The sequence below is a fragment of the Xanthomonas campestris pv. asclepiadis genome (assembly GCF_020784175.1).
GTDB lineage: Bacteria > Pseudomonadota > Gammaproteobacteria > Xanthomonadales > Xanthomonadaceae > Xanthomonas > Xanthomonas campestris_D.
Genome location: NZ_JAJGQM010000039.1, coordinates 18831 through 37110 on the forward strand (window position 1 = coordinate 18831; position 18280 = coordinate 37110).

13 protein-coding genes are annotated in these 18280 nt (G+C 66.6%); 4 read left to right on the forward strand and 9 right to left on the reverse strand.

Going from position 1 to position 18280, the window contains the following annotated elements; all coding sequences use genetic code 11:
* Positions 1-133 precede the first annotated feature (133 nt).
* A complete protein-coding gene (locus LL972_RS16180; RefSeq protein WP_228328457.1) occupies positions 134-1207 on the reverse strand; it encodes a glycoside hydrolase family 5 protein in 1074 nt (357 codons plus the stop codon).
* Between the two features lie 307 nt (positions 1208-1514).
* Between LL972_RS16180 and LL972_RS16185 the strand changes: the two genes are divergently transcribed.
* Positions 1515-2573, forward strand: coding sequence for an NAD(P)-dependent alcohol dehydrogenase (locus LL972_RS16185; RefSeq protein ID WP_228328458.1), 1059 nt, complete (start codon positions 1515-1517; stop codon positions 2571-2573).
* A 166-nt stretch (positions 2574-2739) separates the two neighbouring features.
* On the opposite strand, the gene LL972_RS16190 is transcribed toward LL972_RS16185, so the two are convergent.
* The 4 genes from LL972_RS16190 to LL972_RS16205 form a co-directional block, all read right to left on the reverse strand.
* Complete coding sequence (locus LL972_RS16190) at positions 2740-3846, reverse strand: acyltransferase family protein (RefSeq protein ID WP_228328459.1); 1107 nt, start codon at positions 3844-3846, stop codon at positions 2740-2742.
* 674 nt (positions 3847-4520) lie between these two features.
* On the reverse strand, positions 4521-6002 hold the full coding sequence (locus LL972_RS16195) for an FAD-dependent oxidoreductase (RefSeq protein WP_228328460.1): 1482 nt from the start codon (positions 6000-6002) through the stop codon (positions 4521-4523).
* A gap of 211 nt (positions 6003-6213) precedes the next feature.
* Entirely contained in the window at positions 6214-10686 is a 4473-nt protein-coding gene (gltB, locus tag LL972_RS16200; RefSeq protein ID WP_228328461.1) for a glutamate synthase large subunit, read from the reverse strand.
* 203 nt (positions 10687-10889) lie between these two features.
* On the reverse strand, positions 10890-11270 hold the full coding sequence (locus LL972_RS16205; protein WP_104586236.1) for an I78 family peptidase inhibitor: 381 nt from the start codon (positions 11268-11270) through the stop codon (positions 10890-10892).
* Between the two features lie 58 nt (positions 11271-11328).
* Between LL972_RS16205 and LL972_RS16210 the strand changes: the two genes are divergently transcribed.
* On the forward strand, positions 11329-12630 hold the full coding sequence (locus LL972_RS16210) for a DNA topoisomerase IB (RefSeq protein WP_228328476.1): 1302 nt from the start codon (positions 11329-11331) through the stop codon (positions 12628-12630).
* A 186-nt stretch (positions 12631-12816) separates the two neighbouring features.
* On the opposite strand, the gene LL972_RS16215 is transcribed toward LL972_RS16210, so the two are convergent.
* The 4 genes from LL972_RS16215 to LL972_RS16230 form a co-directional block, all read right to left on the reverse strand.
* Positions 12817-13740: an MlaA family lipoprotein gene (locus LL972_RS16215; RefSeq protein WP_228328462.1), complete on the reverse strand. Its 924-nt coding sequence runs from the start codon at positions 13738-13740 to the stop codon at positions 12817-12819.
* A 74-nt stretch (positions 13741-13814) separates the two neighbouring features.
* On the reverse strand, positions 13815-14027 hold the full coding sequence (locus tag LL972_RS16220) for a hypothetical protein (protein ID WP_228328463.1): 213 nt from the start codon (positions 14025-14027) through the stop codon (positions 13815-13817).
* 439 nt (positions 14028-14466) lie between these two features.
* A complete protein-coding gene (locus tag LL972_RS16225; protein ID WP_228328464.1) occupies positions 14467-15075 on the reverse strand; it encodes a DedA family protein in 609 nt (202 codons plus the stop codon).
* Positions 15076-15081: 6 nt separating this feature from the next.
* Positions 15082-15645, reverse strand: a complete 564-nt coding sequence (locus tag LL972_RS16230) for a class I SAM-dependent methyltransferase (RefSeq protein WP_228328465.1) — start codon at positions 15643-15645, stop codon at positions 15082-15084.
* Positions 15646-16170: 525 nt separating this feature from the next.
* Between LL972_RS16230 and LL972_RS16235 the strand changes: the two genes are divergently transcribed.
* Positions 16171-16836 carry a response regulator gene (locus tag LL972_RS16235; protein WP_228328466.1) on the forward strand — a complete coding sequence of 222 codons (666 nt, stop codon included), beginning with the start codon at positions 16171-16173 and terminating at the stop codon, positions 16834-16836.
* The gene (locus tag LL972_RS16240) at positions 16833-18248 is read left to right on the forward strand and encodes a sensor histidine kinase (protein ID WP_228328467.1); all 1416 of its coding nucleotides are present in this window, start codon (positions 16833-16835) and stop codon (positions 18246-18248) included. Before LL972_RS16235 ends, LL972_RS16240 begins: the two co-directional genes overlap by 4 nt.
* Positions 18249-18280 lie beyond the last annotated feature (32 nt).

Consider the following 18280-nt stretch of genomic DNA (forward strand, 5'->3'; position numbering starts at 1 on the left):
GATGCAGCGCGCTGCAGGCAAGCATCGGCGGATCCCATCGCTTCTCCGTGGCAGGACGTGAACGATGGCACGCAAAAAAAAACGGTGGCCGCAGCACAGGCCGCGACCACCGTGAGCGGCCCGCCCGCGTGGGCTACTTGGTCGCGCGGCGTGCGTACTTGCTCAGAATCGACATCTGCGGCTTGTCGCTGCCGTCCTTGCCCGGCTGCACGGTGAAGAAGTACTCCGGCTTCCACCATGCGCCAGCGGCCCACCAGGTCCAGCCCAGCCACACGTCGCTGTTCTTTTCCATGTAGGTCAGCATGCCTTCCAGTGCCTGGTCACAGACCGGGTTGTTGGCGGTGCCGAATTCGCCCAGGAAGCCCTTCTGCTTGTTCTCGCGCAGCCAGGCGGTGAAGCCGCGCAGCTTTTCTTCGCCGACCGTGGCGCTGGTGCACACCGGCTTGGTGCCGCTGTAGTCGTTGTCCAGGTACTGATGCGCTTCGAAGGCCAGGTTGTTGCCCGGGTCCTTGAGGATTTCCAGGGCCTTGGCATTGGAGACGCCGTAGCTGGCGCTGCGCCAGCTGTGTGCGCCGCTGTAGGCGGTGCCCGGCACCAGGATCAGGTTCCTGGCGCCGGTCTTGCGGATCGCGTTGATCGCGCCTTGCGCCGCGGTTGCCCAATCGGTGGCGGAAATGCCGTTGGGCTCATTCATCAGCCCGAAGATCACCGACGAGTCGCCCTTGAATTCGAGCGCCAGCCGGCGCCACAGATCCGCGACCGCCGCGGTGGGCACCTCGCTGCTGCCGATGCGCTTGCCGTTGTACTTGGCGTAGTTGTGCACATCCAGGATCAGGTACTGCTTGTTGGCCTTGGCCGCCGCCACCGCTTTCTTCAGCAGCGCCAGTTGTGCCGGGTCCAGGTCGCCGCTGAGCTGCGGTTGCAGGCGCTCCCACAAAAACGGCAGGCGAATCGTATTCATGCCCTTGCCGGCGAAATAGCTGAAATCCGCTGCGGACGGGTAGGTGTAGTCCTTGAACAGGGTGCCGGGTTTCTTGCGTGAGTTGAACTCGGCGCCGGACAGATTGACGCCGACGTACTTCAGGCCGCTTGACTCCTTTCCAGGGCGGGCAGGCTCCTTGGCGTGCGCCAGCGGCATGGCGGCCAGCAAGGTCAGTGCGAGTGCAGCACTGCGCAAGGATGGGAACGTGGGGGGAGAACGGAACATGGAAGCCTCCTTCGGCATCGACGTAGGCGGCCGCAGGGGGAGGGCACGGCCAGCAGGGATGGTGCAGGGCAAGGTGGTGGTTGGTCAGCGTAGAAGCTCCGGCGTTAGCGCGCCATTCACGCCGGCAACAGCGATTTGATCGCGCGCAAACACCTGCAAGGCGCACCATGCCGCTGCGTTCGCGCCCGCAACCCGACAGGCAAGACGCACTGTCGCAGGAGTGCGACAGGCGCCTGTCTTAAGCTACAACCCGCTTACTTTTGTCTTCCGCACTGTCGCGGGGACGTCACATCCCGGAGTCTCTCTCATGAGCCAAGCCCACGCGTACGCCGCCCAAACTGCCGATCAGCCACTTGCGCCGTTCGTATTCGAACGGCGCGCGCCCGGCCCCAACGATGTGCAGATCGATATCGCCTACTGTGGTGTGTGTCACTCGGATCTGCATACCGCACGCAACGAATGGCAGAACACGCGCTACCCGTCGGTGCCCGGCCACGAGATCGTCGGCCGCGTCACTGCGGTCGGTGATGCGGTCACCGGATTCAAGGTCGGCGACCTGGCCGGTGTCGGCTGCATGGTCGACAGCTGCCGCAGCTGCGCCTCCTGCCAGGAAGGCGAAGAGCAGTACTGCGAGCAGGGCTTCACCGGCACCTATAACGGTCCGATGTTCGGGGGTGGCGAGAACACCTACGGTGGCTATTCGGACCACATCGTGGTCGATCAGAAATACGTGCTGCGCATCTCGCACAGCGACAACCTGGCGGCCGTGGCCCCGTTGTTGTGCGCCGGCATCACTACCTATTCGCCGCTGGCACACTGGAAGGTCGGTCCCGGTCAGAAGGTGGGCGTGGTCGGTCTGGGTGGCCTGGGCCATATGGCGGTGAAGATCGCCAAGGCGATGGGTGCCACGGTGGTGCTGTTCACCACCTCCGAGAGCAAGCGCGCCGATGCGCTGCGTCTGGGCGCCAGCGAAGTGGTGATCTCCCGGGACGAGGCGCAGATGGCGGCGCAGACCAACACGCTGGACTTCATCCTCAACACCGTGGCCGCGCCGCATAACCTGGACCCGTTCCTCAATGCGCTCAAGCGCGACGGGGCGATGGTGCTGGTGGGCGTGCCCGAGGAGTCGCACCCGTCGCCGAGCGTGTTCAATCTGATCATGAAGCGCCGCACGCTGGCCGGTTCATTGATCGGCGGCATTCGCCAGACCCAGGAAATGCTGGATTTCTGCGCCAAGCACAACATCGTCTCGGACATCGAAACCATCCGCGCCGATCAGATCAACGAGGCCTACGAGCGCATGCTCAAGAGCGATGTGAAGTACCGCTTCGTGATCGACATGGCCACGCTGGACAAGGCGGCCTGATCGCCCAGCGCGCCTGGCACTCGATGCAGCCCTGCAACAGGGCTGCACGTCAGGTGTTTGCGCGGTCACCACAGCGTGGACGCGGCAGTGACCGCGCCCACGTTGCTGCCGGATGACACCCGGCCACCGACTGCAAGATCGCCGGACCTCGATGCGATCAACCAGGTCAGGCGCCCTGCGCAGCGGCCACCCTGCCGTCCTGCGCCGGATAGGGCGACACCAGCGGCGTCGCGGGGCGTGGGGTACGCGTCAGGAGTGGTGCGGAAAACAGCAGGTTCAGCGCGGGCAGGCGGCCCGGCGTGCGTAGCAGGCACAGCACGGTCGGCGCCAGCACGCCGGTGCCCAACAAGGCGAAGAACAGCAGCGACCCATCGTGGATCCAGCGCGGCAGCAGATAGGCCAGCACGATGAACGGCGGGAAGTGGCTCAGATAGAACACCACCGAGTTGCGGCCCACATAACGGATCGCCTGCGCGGCCGGTTGCTGGTTTGCCCACATCGCTGCAGCGATCAGCAGCGGCAGCGCGATCAGCACCAGCGGCAGGTAGCCGATCCAGATGCCATGCAGCGCGGTGAGATTGGCGATCAGCACGATGGCGCACAGGCTCAGGCACGACAGCGGCCAGATCCAGCGTGGTGCCTGCCGTAGCAGGGCCGGCACCCGGCCGGCCAGCAGCGTGCCGATGTAGAAGAACGCAAAGTAGTAGAACGGATCGGCACCCTGACGCAGCAGCGGACCCAGGCAGACCGAGCCCAGCAGGGTCGTGGCCAGCACCAACGGCGCCGGCAGCCGGCGCAGCAAGGGCATCAGCACCAGAAACACGAACAGGTAGAACAGGAACCAGGTCAGCGCCACATTGCCGACCGCGATCTTGCCCAGATCCAGCCAGGCGATGGGTTCGGACTTGGCCAGCACCGAGCCTGCCTCGCGCAGGGCGAAGATCAGCACCGACCAGAGCAGGTAGGGGTACAGCACATGCCGCAGCTTGCCGCCGAGGTAGGGCGCGATGCCCTTGTCCAGCCCACGCGCGACGAACAGGCCCGAGAGCAGGAACATCAGCTGCATGCGCAGCGGTGCCAGCGAGCGGTTGAGGCGCTCGATCGACAGCATCAGGGCACTGGCTTGCTCAGTCGCGCCGCCGCGCAGTTCCGGGTAGGCATCGAAGGCGAAGCCATAGGCGTGCAGCACGATCACCATCAGTACGCTGGCGCCGCGGAGCCAATCCACCCAGTCGTCGCGTCCGTGTTGGCTGGTAGCGAGTTGCTGTGTCATGAGGTTGCTTCCTTGGTGAGGCCCACGGCTTCGCCGCCGCGTGGCGCGGCGACACGTGAACGAGGTCTGGAGTCCACGGCGGCGGCGTTGCCCGCACCTGGGATGGAACCGACTGCCGTCACTGCCCAGGACATCCAGGTCGGCGCAGAACGTCCTGCGCGTCGGTGGTGATTGATCGGGCTCGCGTTACATGGCAACAGCGGATATGTGACTTAAATCACACTTATACGGCAGGTGCAATCGTCGAGGCTGCAGATCGATACAGGCCTGCCTGCAGGGGGATTGCGAGCTCATACGTGCCTGTGGGCCTTGCATGGCGGATGGACGCTTGCGTCCGCCGCCACTGCGCTCCGGCCCCGGTGCGTATTCAGCGCGATGCCGATGGCGGAACAACCTCGCTTGTGCGTGGCGCGCTGGGGTCGGATAGGACACACGACCCTGCGGAAGGGCTGTTGGCGTCGCGCCTGGAGGCATCTGGCCTGCGTGGGGGCAGGTATCGCCCCTGGTCTCGAGCCAGGCGCAGGCGGGGGTTCCGTCGCGCATGCGCGCGTTTTCCGTGCCATGGATGTGCTGCATCCAGCAGGGTGATGCGGCTTTGCGCACAGACAGCGTGCGGCTCGCCCGCGTAACGCGACAACCAGCGATGGGCACCGAGCCCACGCGCTGGTCAACACTCAGGCGGCGGCGGGTTCCTTGACCTGCGCCTTGACGCCCAGCAGCTGCACGATGCTGCCGGCCGCGTCGCGGCCTTCGGCCACGGCGGTGACCACCAGGTCGGCGCCGCGCACGCAGTCGCCACCGGCGAACAGGCGTGGGTTGCTGGTCTGGTAGGGCAGGCGGCCGTTGTCGTCGGACGGCGCAACGATGCGGCCGTTGCTGCCGGCTTCCACGCCCTGCGATGCCAACCAGTCGGGCAGCGTCGGCGAGAAGCCGAAGGCGATGATCACCACGTCCGCTTCCAGCAGCGATTCGCTGCCTTCCACCGGTACCGCGTTGCGACGTCCGCTGGCATCGGGGTCGCCGAGCCTGGTCTCCACCACGGTCACGCCGATCGCCTCGTCGTCGGCGCCGGATTCGATCGACAGCGGCTGCCGGTTGAACAGGAAGCGCACGCCTTCCTCGCGCGCGTTGGCGACCTCGCGCGCCGAGCCCGGCATGCTGGCCTCGTCGCGGCGGTACGCGCAGGTGACCTTGGCCGCACCCAGGCGGATTGCGCTGCGCACGCAGTCCATGCCGGTGTCGCCGCCGCCCAGCACCACCACGCGCTTGCCGTTGAGATCGGGCAGCGCCATCTGGTCTTCCCAGCCGGCGATCGGCCGGCCGTGCGGGTCGTTGCCGCTGACGATGCGGCTGTTCTGCACCAGGAACGGCAGCGCCGGCAGCACGTTCTTCAGATCCTGCCCGGGCAGCCCGCCATCGGTGTAGCGGTAGGCACCGGTGCCCAGGAACACCGCGTCGAACTCGCCCAGCAACTGCTCGATGCTGACGTCCTTGCCGATCTCCACGCCCAGGCGGAACTGCACGCCCATGCCTTCGAGGATCTCGCGGCGCTTGCCGATCACCGACTTGTCCAGCTTGAAGCTGGGAATGCCGAACTGCAGCAGCCCGCCGATCTGCTCGTAGCGGTCATAGACCACCGCCTCGATCCCGGCACGCACCAGGCGGTCCGCGCAGGACAGGCCGGCCGGGCCTGCGCCGATCACCGCCACCCGCCAGCCGGTCGGCTGCACGTTGCCCAGGTCCGGGCGCCAGCCCATCTTGAATGCGGTATCGACGATGTATTTTTCCACCGCGCCGATGGTGACCGCGCCGAATTCCTCCAGCGTGCAGCTGCCTTCACACAGGCGATCCTGCGGACATACCCGCCCGCACACCTCCGGCAGCGGATTGGTGGAGTGGCACAGCGCGGCGGCTTCTTCGATGCGGTTTTCCTGCACCAGCTGCAGCCACTGCGGAATGGCGTTGTGCACCGGACATTTCCAGCTGCAATACGGATTGCCGCAGTCCAGGCAACGGCCGGACTGGTACTGCGCGTCGGCCTTGTCGAACTTGCCGTACAGCTCGCCCCAGTCACCGGAGGTACGCAGCTCCACCGGAATGCGCGTGGGCATGGTCCGGGGCAGGTCGAGGAATTGGAAGGCTTGCTTGCGGCTCATAGGGGCTGGGATTCGGGAGTTGGGATTGGGGATTCGCCAAGGCGGGCCACGGTGGTCTGCCTCAATGCGAATCTCGAACAAACGAACTCAACGCGTGAGGACAGGCGTCCGAGATTGGAGGGGCGGGGCTCGCCACGGCATGCGAGCGAAATAGGGCTCGAACCAATCCCTAATCCCGAATTTCCAATCCCGTCGCTGCGTCGTGCCGCCATCAGGCGGCGCGCCGCAGCGACTCAGTCAGCGACTCGATGCTGGCGGCCTTGGGTTTGACCAGCCAGAACTTGCCGATGTAGTCGCGGAACTCGTCCAGGATCTGCTGCGCCCAGATGCTGCCGGTCAGCTCGCGGTGGCGGCTGATCAGGGTGTGCAGGTGCTGGCGATGGTTCTCGAAGCCCTCGGCGGAGACGCGGTGGATGTCGATCAGCTCGTGGTTGTAGCGGTCCACGAAGTCGCGCTCGATATCCAGCACATAGGCCAGCCCGCCGGTGAAGCCGGCGCCGAAGTTCAGGCCCACCTTGCCCAGCACCAGCACCACGCCGTCGGTCATGTATTCGCAGCAGTGGTCACCTGCGCCTTCCACCACCGCCAGCGCGCCGGAGTTGCGCACCGCAAAGCGCTCGCCCGCGCGGCCGGCTGCGAACAGCTCGCCGCCGGTGGCGCCGTACAGGCAGGTGTTGCCCACGATTGGCGTGCTGCGCGCCTCGAAACGCGCGCCGCGTGGCGGACGCACCACCAGCCGGCCGCCGGCCATGCCCTTGCCGACGTAGTCGTTGGCTTCGCCTTCCAGCTCCAGCTGCAGGCCACCGGCGTTGAACGCGCCGAAGCTCTGCCCGGCGGTGCCGCGGAAGCGCAGGTTCAACGGCGCATCGCTCATGCCGTGGTTGCCGTGCACGCGCGCGATGGCGCCGGACAGGCGCGCGCCGATCGAGCGGTCGGTGTTGTGGATCAGGAAGCGATGGCCGCCGCCGCGCTTGTTGGCGATCGCATCGGCGAGCAGGCCGTCCATCTGCGTGGCCAGGCTGTCGGGCGACTCGTACAGGCGCTGGGCGGCGCAGTGGCTGCCGTCGTAGCGCGCATGGGTGAGCAGGCGCGACAGGTCGACCTTGACACCGGCACGCGGCGAGACCTCCAGCTGTTCGAGCAGGTCGGTGCGGCCGACGATGTCGTCCAGCGAGCGCACGCCCAGGTAGGACAGCCACTGGCGCACTTCCTCGGCCAGCAGGCGGAAGAAATGCTCCACGCGCTCGGGCAGGCCGGTGAAGTAGTTCGCGCGCAGGCGCTCGTCCTGGGTGGCCACGCCGGTGGCGCAGTTGTTGAGGTGGCAGATGCGCAGGTACTTGCAGCCCAGCACGATCATCGGCGCGGTGCCGAAGCCGAAGCTGTCGGCGCCCAGCAGCGCGGCCTTGACCACGTCCAGGCCGGTCTTCAGGCCGCCATCGGTCTGCAGAATGGTGCGCTCGCGCAGGTCGTTGGCCACCAGCGCCTGGTGCGACTCGGCCACGCCCAGTTCCCACGGCACGCCGGCGTAGCGGATCGAGCTGACCGGGCTGGCCCCGGTGCCGCCGTCATGGCCGGACACGGTGATCAGGTCGGCGCCGGCCTTGACCACACCGGCGGCAATGGTGCCGACGCCGGCATGGGCGACCAGCTTCACCGAGACCAGCGCGGTCGGGTTGACCTGCTTGAGGTCGTAGATCAGCTGGGCCAGGTCCTCGATCGAATAGATGTCGTGGTGCGGCGGCGGGCTGATCAGGCCGATGCCGGGCTTGGCGTAGCGCAGCCGTGCGATCAGTTCGTTGACCTTGTGGCCGGGCAGCTGGCCGCCTTCGCCGGGCTTGGCGCCCTGGGCGACCTTGATCTGCAGCACCTCGGCATTGACCAGGTATTCCGGCGTGACGCCGAAGCGGCCCGAGGCCACCTGCTTGATCTTGGAGCGCTTCTCGGTGCTGTAGCGGGCCGGGTCTTCGCCGCCTTCGCCGGAATTGCTGCGCCCGCCCAGGCGGTTCATCGCAATGGCCAGCGCCTCGTGCGCCTCGGGCGACAACGCGCCCAGGCTGATCGCGGCGGTGTCGAAGCGGCGCAGCACATCGGCCGCAGGGGCGACCTCGTCCAGCGGGGTCGGGGTGTCGGCGCGCTTGAGCTGGACCAGATCGCGCAGCGTGGAGGCCGGGCGCGCATGCACCGCGTCGACGTACTTCTGCCAGTCGCCGGCATCGCCGGTGCGGGTGGCGCGCTGCAGCGTCATGACCACGTCCGGGTTGTACATGTGGTACTCGCCGCCGTGCACGTACTTGAGCAGGCCGCCCACTTCCGGCTTGAGCTGGTCGTTCCAGGCGCGTGCGGTGAGCTCGCGCGCCTCGGTGTCCAGCCGCGCCAGGCCCACGCCGCCGATGCGGGCGGGCGTTTCGGCAAAGCACAGCTCCACCACGTCCGGGTCCAGCCCGACGATCTCGAACAACTGCGCGCCGCGATAACTGGCAATGGTGCAGATGCCCATCTTGGAGATGATCTTGGACAGGCCCTTGTAGATGCCCTTGCGGTAGCGGCGGCCGATCTGCGACTGCTCGCCGCCCTTGCTCAGCTGCAGGATGCCGCGCCGGCCCAGGTCGAACAGCGTCTGGTAGGCCAGGTACGGATACACCGCGGTGGCGCCGAAGCCGAGCAGGCAGGCCATGTGGTGCGCATCGCGCGCGGTGCCGGTCTCGATGATCAGGTTGACGTCGCAGCGCAGGCCCACCTTGCACAGGTGGTGATGCACCGCGCCGGTGGCCAGCAGCGCATGCGCCATCGGCCGGTCCGGGACCGGGTAGCGGTCCGACAGCAACAGCATGACGGCGCCGGCGCGCGCGGCCGCTTCCACCTCCTGGCAGATGCGTTCCAGGCCGGCCTTGAGGCCTTCCTCCACGCTGTAGGACAGGTCGATCAGGCGGTTGCGCTCGACGTACTGTTCCATCTTCAGCAGCTGGCGCAGCTTGCGCTGGCTGAGCACCGGCGAGTTGAGGATGACGTGGTTCACCGTCTCCGCGCCGGCATGGAAGATGTTGGTCTCCTTGCCGAGCTGGGTGGTGAGCGACATCGCGATGCCTTCGCGCAGCGGGTCGATCGGCGGGTTGGTGACCTGCGCGAAGGCCTGGCGGAAGTAGTCGTACAGCGGCCGGGTCTGGCGGCTGAGCACCGCCATCGGGGTGTCGTCGCCCATCGAGCCGGTGGCTTCCTGCTCGGTCTCGGCCAGCGGGCGCAGGATCTGCTCCACTTCCTCGGTGCTGAGCTGGAACAGCTTGTGGTAGCTGCGCAGGGTCTGCTCGCTGAAGGGTTCTTCCACCAGCGAGGGGTCGATCAGTTCGGTCTGCAGGTAGGTCACGCCCTGCTGCAGCCATTGCTTGTACGGCGCGCGCGCGCGGTTGATGCGGTCGATGGCGTCCGAGTCGAGCAGGTCGCCGCGCTTGAGATCGATGGCCATCATCTCGCCCGGGCCCAGCTTGCCCTTGCGGGTGATGCGCTCGGCCGGCAGCTCCCACACGCCGGCCTCGGAGGCCACCAGGAAATGGCGGTCGGAGGTCAGCATCCAGCGCGCCGGGCGCAGCCCGTTGCGGTCGAGCATGCAGGCGGCATAGCGGCCGTCACAGGCGACGATGCCGGCCGGGCCGTCCCACGGCTCGGTGTTGAGGCCGTAGAACTCGTAGAACGCGGCCAGGTCGGCGTCCTTGAACTCCAGCGACTGGGTCGCCGGCGGCACCAGGATGCGCAGCGCCTGCAGCAGGTCCATGCCACCGGCGATCAGCAGCTCGAGCATGTTGTCCAGGCTCTGCGAATCGGAGCCGTGCATGGAGATCACCGGGTCGAACTGCGCGATATCGAAGCGCGGGGTCTGCCACACCTTGCTGCGCGCCTGCGCCCAGCGGCGGTTGCCTTCGATGGTGTTGATCTCGCCGTTGTGGGCGAGCAGGCGGAACGGATGCGCCAGCGGCCAGCGCGGCAGCGTGTTGGTGGAAAAGCGCTGGTGAAAGACAATTGCGCTGGAGGACAGGTCGCTGCGCTGCAGGTCCGGGTAGAACGTGCTCAGCTTGTCCGGCAGCACCATGCCCTTGTAGCTGATGCCGTTGGGCGACAGGGTGGTGACATAGAAGTCCGCCACCTCGCGCAGTGCCTGCTCGGCGCGGCGGCGCGCCAAAAACAGCGCCAGGGTGAAGCCGTCTTCGCTCTGTTCGGCGCCGGCATCGACAAAGACCTGCTCGATGCGCGGCAAGGTGTCGCGCGCCAGCTGGCCGCAGACACTGTCGTCGGTAGGCACCACGCGCCAGCCGCGGAACTGCACGCCGGCGCTGTGCAACTGGGTTTCCAGTTCGGCGCGACAGCGTGCCGCATCGGCCTCGTCCAGCGGCAGGAACACCACGCCGGCCGCATAGCGCGTGCCCACGGTGATGCCGGCATCGCGCGCGAGCCCGCGCAGGAACGCATCGGGTTTGCGGATCAGCAGACCGCAGCCATCGCCGGTGAGCCCGTCTGCCGCCACGCCGCCGCGGTGGGTCATGCGCGAGAGCGCCGCAATCGCGGTGTCCACCAGCGAGCGGGAAGGTTGGTCGTCCAACTGGGCGACCATGCCGAAACCACAGGCGTCGCGCTCATCGCGCGCGCTGTTGTAGAGACCGTAGTCGTTGAGCCCTTGGCGAGTGCGGGGGGCCATGTCTGCCTCTTTGCGATCTGGGAGAGCGGCGACGACGTTGCAGCGCTCGATCCGTGGAGCGTTTCGAAGAGGTCACCGGATGATCGACTAGACCACAGTTGATGCGGTGCCGCAATACACCGTTACAGCTGCAACGAGGGCGGCCGCAAGGCCCTGTGCCAGCTGGCTCGGCGCCTGTTCGCCCACAGGCGAACAGGCGGCGCTCAGCCGCAACGCACCGAGGCGATCACGTTCTTGGCGTCCACTTCCAGATTGAGCCGCTCGCCGTTGAACTCCATCGTCGTCATCTGGCCGGGTTTGAGCACGCGCACCGATTTGGCGCCGGCATCGGTGCGGGCCTGTTCGCTCACCGCGTCGGTCAGCGCCTGGCCCACCAGCGACTGCACCTGGGTGGCATCGCAGCTGCCGATCGGCGGCGCTTCGGGCGCGGCGGCCGGTGCCGGTGCGGCGGCTTGTTCGGCGGCCTGCTGCGCCTTGGCGGAGACGGCTTCCTGCTCGTCCGGTTGCGGCGAACCGCAGGCACTCAATGCCGCCAGCACAACCAAGGTACAAGCCAGGCGGGCAGTAGGCAGGACAGCACGCATCGATAACTCCAGTACAGTGGGGGAAGCCCAAGCATAAGCAGAAAACCCGTTCGCGGGCATCGCTTGCCCACATGGCGTTGTCGCAGCGTTGACGCGGCCTAGTCCCGCCCGGCTCAACAATCGGCGCCTGTCCTTCGATCCGTGCGCAATGAAAGCCAAACGTGTTCTTCGCAATGCCGCAGCCACCGCCAGCGCCGCCGGCAAGCTGGCCTCCGTTGCCGCCGGCGCGGTGGCCGCCACGGCCGCGGTGGCGAGCGTGGCCGCAGTCGCGCAGGCCAAGGCCACCGCGCGCGCGGCCGGGCTCACCTACGTCAACGATCAGCAGCCCGGCATCAGCCGCCGCAAGGCCGGCAAGAGCTTCAGTTACCGCAGTGCGGACGGGCAACGCGTGGCCGACGCCGACACCTTGCAGCGCATCCGTGCCCTGGCCATTCCGCCGGCGTATACCGAGGTATGGATCTGCGCCAAGCCCAACGGCCATCTGCAGGCCACCGGGCGCGATGCGCGCCGGCGCAAGCAGTATCGCTACCACGCCGATTGGGCGCAGGTGCGTGGCGAAGGCAAGTTCGAACGGGTGATCGCCTTCGGCCAGGCGCTGCCCAAGTTGCGCCGCCGGCTGCGACGCGATCTGGTCTTGCCGGGATTTCCGCGCGAGAAGGTGCTGGCGATCGTGGTGGCGTTGCTGGCCGACACCCTGGTGCGCGTGGGCAACGCCGAATATGCGCGCAGCAATCGTTCCTACGGGCTGACCACCTTGCGCAACCGGCATATGGAATTCCTGCGCGGCGGACGTGCGCGGCTGAAGTTCCGCGGCAAGAGCGGCCAGGATCACGATATCGAAGTGGACGACAAGCAGCTGGTCAAACTGATCCGCGAATGCCAGCAATTGCCGGGGCAATCGCTGTTCCAGTACCGCGATGACGATGGCGAACTGCAGCCGGTGGATTCGGGCGAGGTCAACGAGTATCTACGCGAGGCGATGGGCGAGGATTTCACCGCCAAGGATTTCCGCACCTGGGGCGGCACGCTGGCCGCGCTGCAACGGCTGGCGCGCCTGCCGCTGCCCGAGCGCATGAGCGAACGCGCGCTCACCCAGGTGCAGAACGATGTCATCCGCGAAGTGGCCGATGCGCTGGGCAACACGCCCTCGGTGTGTCGCAAGGCCTACATCGACCCACGCGTATTCGAAGGCTGGCGTGCCGGCCACTTGCAGGCCATGGCCACCGGCGTGCGCGGCGAGCGCCAGTGGGAAGCGGCGACGCTGCGCTTTCTGACCGACTCGCGCAGCAAGCCAACCAAGACCAGCAGCACACCCCGCAAGGCGGCCGGGCCGCGCCTGCGCCGTGCCAAGTCTGCGTGAGACCGTGATCGGCGGAGATCCTGAGGGCGAAGTGATCGGCAGTTGCAGTCTGCGTGCGTGCGCCACGCAGACATTGAACTTGTCGCTGCTGATTGCAGAGGCAGGTCACTGACCGCGCGTACCGCACGGTCGTGCACGCGGCATCTCGGAAGCGAATCAGTGGTGCAGGCGAGATGCCGGTGGCGGTCAATCATCTGTGATCTGCTTCTGGCGCCGTTGTGCCCAGGCGTCGCGTACGAAGGTGTAGTCGTCCACGGCATCGCGGCGTGCCGCATCCATCGGCAGCATCCGCGCACGCCCGTCGGCCAGCTGCAGGCCCATCAGCGAGTTGGCGAGCCGTGCATTGTCCAGGTAGGTGAGCGGTGTCAGCTGCTGGTCGCCGAAGCGACCAACGGTGTCGCGCACACTGCCCGGCCCCAGGATCGGCATCACCAGGTAACGCGAGTTGCGCCAGCCCCAGGTGGCAAAGACCTGCCCCACATCCTCGTTGTATCTGGGCATGCCGAAGCGGGTGGCCGGATCGAACAGCCCGGCCACACCGAGGGTGCTATTGACCACGAAGCGCCCCAGTGACTGCGTCGCCTTGACCGGGCGGCCCTGCAGGAGTTGGCTGACCGCCGTGCCTGGCTGGCCGAGGTTGGCGAACATGTTCCTGACACCGGTCTTGACCGGCCGGGGCGCGATCTTGTCGTAAGCCACCGCAACGGGACGGAACAGCACCTTGTCGGCACCGCGGTTGAAGCCGTGGATCTTGCGGTTATAGGCCTCCCACGGATCGCGCACCGGTGTGGTGGCATAAAGCGCCTGGGCGTCCTGTTCCGCGCGTGAGCTGGCGTCTGCCGACGGTGGTGGCGTCGCCGCGGCGTGCGCGGCGTGCGGCACCGCCGGCTGGGCGCTGCCAGCGTGTTCCTGCGCCGGAGCGTCGCCGGTACCCTGCTGTTGTTCGGGTGGATCAAGCGTGGATTGCGACAGTGGCGGCGCGACCAGCGTCGATCCGATCGGCGGACCGATCACGCCAGGTGCCGATGCGTGTGTGGTGGCAGGTCGGCTCGCGCAGGCCGACAGCAACGCCACGGTGGCAGCCGCAACAAGGTAACGGGAAGTCGTCATCGCAGGATCCTTCAGAGTTGGGTGAGGCACGGGGTGGGCAACCAGCACACCTGCCACGACATTTGCGCGTTGCGCTACGCGGTGACGTAGCGCAGCCACGACCACAGCAGCGGGCCGCACCACAACGCCGCCACGCCCGCGCAGGCAATGCTCGCCATCCAGCGCAGCTGGCTCAGCCGCCGACGCCGGGAGTGGTGCTGCTGCAGATCGGGCAAGTCGTGCCACGCCTGGCGATTGCTGGCGGGAGCCGATGGTTGTGGCGGGACGATGGAGCGGTGGGACGACATGGCGCGATCCAATGATGTGAACCCGGGAGTGGGTGAAGCAGCACGGACGCTTCTGCGACAGCGCCGGGCAGGCGGTGTGGCGAGGCTGCGATGCGGCGGTGGCTGGTTGCTGAAGGCGATGCTATGGATGACGCGCGAGCGAGGTTTTAAGAGTTTTTTGATTCGCCCTGCCTGGTAGGGATAGGTTCACGAACTGCCTCGTGCACGGTGTGCCTGGCAGCGCGAATCAGCGGCTGCAGTGGCTCGATGCGTGCGAGGGGTGTTGCCTGACTGCAGCGCAGCCGTACTGGTCAGGCTGACGCGGCCATGGCAAGAGGTAGCAGTTTGTGTTCGCCGCATGCACCAGCCTTGATCGCACTGCCGGTGCGGGCCTCGGTGCTGCGTGATGCAATCAGCGCATTGCCTGTGCGCGGATGCACTTACGGCGTCCCTCGGGCGCCTAGACCTTGACGGACTTCGCGCGGGTTTTCATGCGGATCGAAAGGAACACCACGCACTCCAGTGCGACCAGCGCTGCGGCGATCAGCATGCCGGTGACCAGCGGATCGTGCCCGGTGCCGCGCAGGAAAAAGCCCACCAACACAAACACCAGGTTGTAGCCTGCAATGCCCAGCGACGAGGCCAGCAGGAACGCCCAGAACCGCACCTGGATGACGCCTGCCGGCAATGCCAGATAGATCCGTGCCACCGGAATCGCCTGACCCGCCAGGGTGACCCGGAAATCGTTGCGTCGATACGACTGCGCCAGGTGCTCATAGGTCGCAATGCGCAAGAACACGAACCGGCCGTACCTGCCCACCACCGCGCGCACGCGGGTATTGCCCAGCGCACGGCCTATCGCGTACCAGCTCACTGTGACCAGCACCGATCCGGTCACGCTGACCGCCCACGCTGCCAACAGCGCCGGAGCGCTGCTTGCCGTCATGCCAACCACCATCAGCATCAGGTAGGACGGCACGACGGGAATGAATTTTTCGATGTAGGACACGGCCAGCACGCCCGGAAGGCCGCAGCTCACGACAAGCGCGAGCTGCGCGTTGGTCTGCATCGTGTTCTACCTTGTGTCGCTGCGAGCCTGGATGCGATAGGTCGTCGCAGGCGGCACGTTTCGATAGGTGCGCCCGATCCTGACGGCCTCCAGATCCAGCGCGTCGAGAATCTGCGACGGAACCGAGCATTTGAATCCGTAGGTAAACAGATACAGCCGACCGCCAGGCTTCAACTGCAGGAAGGCGCCACGCAAGATCGCAGCCACCTGATGGGCCGGCATATTCAACAGACCCAGGCCACAGACCACGGCATCGACGCAGGCTCCATCGATGCGGGGCATCGATTCGAGATCGGCAACATCCATCTGCAGCAGTCTTGCACGCGGAAAGCGCTGCTTGAGCAACGCAGAAAAGGTGGCGTTGTACTCGAGCAGGATGAGGTTCTTTTCCTGCACGCCCTTGTCGATCATCGCCTGGGTGAACACGCCGGTGCCCGGCCCGAGTTCGAGAACACGGCCGGTACGTTCCGACAGCTCGGAAGTGATGATGGAGGCGAGTGCGCGTCCGGAGGGGGGTATCGCTGCAACGGAGCAGGGTGCGGTGAGCCATTCGCGAAAAAACGACGTCATATACGAACGAGCCATCTATCCTCACAACGTAGAAAAAATTCGGCCAAGCGGCACATGCGCATGCCAACGAAGATTGCGCGAGTGTGCAAAATCAAGGCTAAAGCAAGAGTCTGTCCGCAGTCTGTCCTGGCCGCGAATCGGTCGCGTCAGTTCAGGTGGTCATCAGCATCGATGGCAGACCGGCGTCGTTGCCAGTCCAAGCACAGATGGCAATGAACACATACGCGTGTCTTCGCTTGCGCAGGCGCGTGGCGTCAGCGGCGGATACGCGTTGCGCGTCCGCGGTGAAGGCTCGGCGCCCTCCTGCGATCTCCTGCGATGGGGCGGCGCGAACGCAAGCCGGAGACAGGCGGCAGGCGCAGTGTCGGGTACCAGCACCATGCTGCCGCCGTGATGACGCATGATGGCTTGCACCAGGTCCAGCCCAAGCCCCACGCCGTCTCGCCGCCAGCCCGGCCTCTTAATGCAGAATTAAACCCGCTCAGCGATGCTGTGCGCCCACGTTTGCCTACCGATCGGCACCGAATGAAGCTGCTGCTTGTCGAAGACGATGTCATGCTGGCCGAAACCATCTGCGATGGTGCGCAGCAAGGTGACTGGGAGGTGGACCATGTCGTCGATGCCGGTGCCGCCAACGGGGTGCTGGTCGCGCATCCGTATGCGGCGGTGCTGCTGGATCTGGGGCTTCCCGGCGAATCCGGGCTGTCGGTGTTGCGCGGCATGCGTGCGCGCTGCGATGCCACGCCGGTGCTGATCCTCACCGCACGCGGACAGTTGAGCGAGCGCATCGTCGGCCTGGATGCGGGTGCCGACGACTATCTGGTCAAGCCGTTCCAGTTCGACGAGCTGTGGGCGCGGGTGCGCTCGGTGATCCGGCGCAGCCAGGGCAGTGTGGTGCCGATCTTCACCTTCGGCGAGGTCAAGGTCGACCGCAGCCGCCGTGCGGTGAGCAGGGGCGGCGTGGATGTGGTGCTGAGCGCGCACGAATACCGCACGCTGCTGGCGCTGATCGAGCGGCCCGGCCACGTGCTCACGCGCGATCGCCTGCAGGATCTGGTCTACGGACCCTCCAGCGAGCTGGAAAGCAACACCATTGCGGTGTTCATCCATCAACTGCGCCGCAAGCTGGGCGAGGACCTGATCAGAACCGTGCACGGCCTGGGCTATGTGGTGGGGCAGCCGAGCGCATGAGACCGCGGTCGATCACGGCGCAGCTGTTCATGGTGATCGTCAGCGTGATCGCGGTGTGCTGGGTGGTGGTCATTGCCATCGTGCTCAGTTGGCTGCAGCTCAATCTGCAGAGCACCTGGGATGAAAAGCTCGAGGCCATCGCCACGCAGATGCTGATCACCATTCCGGCCAGGAGCAAGTTCGAGCGCAGGGCCGGCCCGGGCCTGCAATTGCCGGACACCTTCACCAACGCGCGCGAAGAGCTGGTGTTCCAAGTCTGGATCGACCGCGCCAGGATGGTGGCGCGGACCCCGGGCGCACCCGATTCTGCGCTGCAACCGTCCTTTACCGATGGGGCGGCCAGCACCATCGTCAACGGCGTGCAGTGGCGCGTATACGCCATCACCGACAAGACCGGGCGGGTCAGCGTGCAGGTTGGCAATCCGCAGAGCGTGGTCGATGCGGACATGCGGCACGCGGCCTGGCATGCACTGGCATTGGCCAGCCTGTTGGTGATCGTGGCGGGTGTGGTGATGTGGTGTGTGGTGCGGCGCTCGTTGCAGCCGGTCAGAGCGCTGGGGATCGCCTTGCGGCACCGCAAGCAGTTCGATCTGACCCCGTTGCCGCTGTCGAAACTGCCGCGCGAAATCTACGTGCTGGTGGCCTCGTTCAACCATATGCTGGAGCGGCTGGATGCGGCCATCGATGGCGAACGCCGTTTCATCGGCGACGCCGCGCACGAGCTGCGCACGCCGCTGTCGGCCTTGCAGGCACAGGCCGAGATCGCGCTGGCGGCCGAGGACGTGGACAGCAAGAACCGCGCGTTGTCGAAGTTGCTGCGCGTGGCAAAACGCAGCACCCGGCTGTCCGAGCAACTGCTGGATCTGGCACGCCTCAACGCAGGCAGCACCGCGCCGACCCACGCCATCACCGAACTCAGTGTGCTGGTGCAGCACGTCGCGCAGGAATTCGAGGTGCACGCCAGCCAGAATGCGCGCGCGTTGTATCTGGATATCCACCGCTGCCGCATCGCCTGCAACGTGGACGAGATCGGCATCCTGCTGCGCAATCTGGTGGACAACGCGCTGCGCTACACCGCCGAGGGCGGCAACATCCTGATCAGTTGCGGCCATGTGGGCGATGCGATGCGCGAAGGCCACAGCGCGCACACCGCTCAGGGCCCGCGGCAGGTGTACCTGCAGGTTGCCGACGATGGTCCGGGCGTGCCCGCGTCCGAGCGCGCTGCCATCTTCGTCCGCTTCCACCGCGTGGCCGGCACGCCGGTGCGCGGCAGCGGCATCGGGCTGTCACTGGTTGCCGGCATCGTGGATCTGCACCAGGCAGGCATCGAAACCGGTCCGGGTCTGGGCGGGCGCGGTTTCAGCGTGCGTATCGTGTTCCCGGGAATCGCCGGGGATGCGCCCGGCGCCTGAGGCCAAGGTGCTGGATGCATGCGCGCGTGAAC